This window comes from Nocardiopsis trehalosi NBRC 14201 (genome assembly GCF_001552555.1).
Classification (GTDB): Bacteria; Actinomycetota; Actinomycetes; order Streptosporangiales; family Streptosporangiaceae; genus Nocardiopsis_B; species Nocardiopsis_B trehalosi.
Genome location: NZ_BCRK01000352.1, coordinates 1 through 1,323, shown reverse-complemented (window position 1 = coordinate 1,323; position 1,323 = coordinate 1). Strand labels below are relative to the sequence as shown.

Annotated in this window: 1 protein-coding gene; it reads right to left on the bottom strand. The window is 80.8% G+C overall.

Translation table 11 applies throughout. The features are described 5' to 3' along the window. On the bottom strand, positions 1-1,323 hold a 1,323-nt coding region (locus NT8_RS28085; RefSeq protein ID WP_245646365.1), incomplete at both ends, for a condensation domain-containing protein.

Sequence of the window (1,323 nt, the reverse complement as noted above, 5' to 3'; positions counted from 1 at the left end):
CCCCCGGCGCGGACGGCCACCGCGTCGGGCCGGGCGGCCGCCGCGGCGGCGATGAGCGCGCCGACGGAGCCGGTGGGCGGGGTCCGGTCGGGGCCGGAGCGGGCGCGGCCGGCCGGGTCGGCGACGAGGTCCAGGGCGCCCACCCGCCGGTCGGCGGCCGCGTCGGCGCCGGCCGGGGCCAGGCCGGCGAGCACCCGGCCGAACTCGGCCAGGCGGGTCTCCAGGCCGGCGGCGGTGTAGCGGGCGGCGTTGCCGCGCAGTTCGAGGCGGAGCCCGCCCTCCGGGTCGCGGTACACCGACAGGGACGTGTCGTCGACGGGCCCCTCGGACAGGGTGCGGGTGGCGCCGCGCACCCCGGCGAAGTCGAGGTCGTAGTCGAACGCCTTGATGTTGACGACCGGCCCGTACAGGCCGGCGGCGCGGCCGACGAGGGCGAGGTCGCGGCGGATGTCCTCGGCCCGGTAGCGCTGGTGGGCGCGCAGGTCGCGCAGTGCGGCGGTGGTGCGGGCGACCAGGTCGCCGACCCGGTCGGCGGGGCGCACGGCCAGCCGCAGGGGCAGGATGTTGACGACCATGGCCGGGGTGCGCAGCGCGGGCGCCCCCAGCCGGCCCATGGCGGGCATGCCCAGGACGACGTCGGGCGCCCCGGTGCGGCGGTGGACGTAGGCGGCGAAGGCGGCCACCACCACCTCCGCCCAGGTGGCGCGGGCGCCGGCGCCGAGCGCGGTGAGCCGGTCGAGCAGGTCGGCGCCGACCGCCGCCGACGCGGCGGCGGCCGCGCGGGCGGGCGCGGGCGGGGCGGTGCCCAGCAGGGCGGGCTCGGGCCGGTCGGCCAGGACCCGGGCCCAGTGGGCGCGGTCGGCCGCGCGGCGCTCGGACGCGTCGTAGGCGGCCTCGTCGGCGATCACGTCGGCGAGCGCGCCGAAGCGGCGCCCCGGGACCGGGCCGCCCTCGGCGAGCCGGGTGTAGACCTCGGCGACGCGCCGGGTGAACGTGGTGATGGCGTAGGCGTCGGCGATGATGTGGTGGAACCGCTGGTACCACAGGTACCGGCCGTCGGCCACGCGCAGCAGCGCGAACCGGTGCAGCCGCGGGCCCAGGGGGTCGACCGCGGTGCCCATGTCGGCGCGCATCCACGCCAGCGCCGCGCCCTCGGGGTCGGCGGCGCCGCGCAGGTCCCGCCGCTCCAGGTCGCCGCCGCCGGTCGCGGCCACCACCTGGTGCGGCACCCCGCCGACCTCGGTGACGCGGGTGCGCAGCGTGTCGGTCTCGGCGGCGGCGGCCGCCAGGGCGGCGGCGAACCGGTCCTCGTCGACGCGGCCC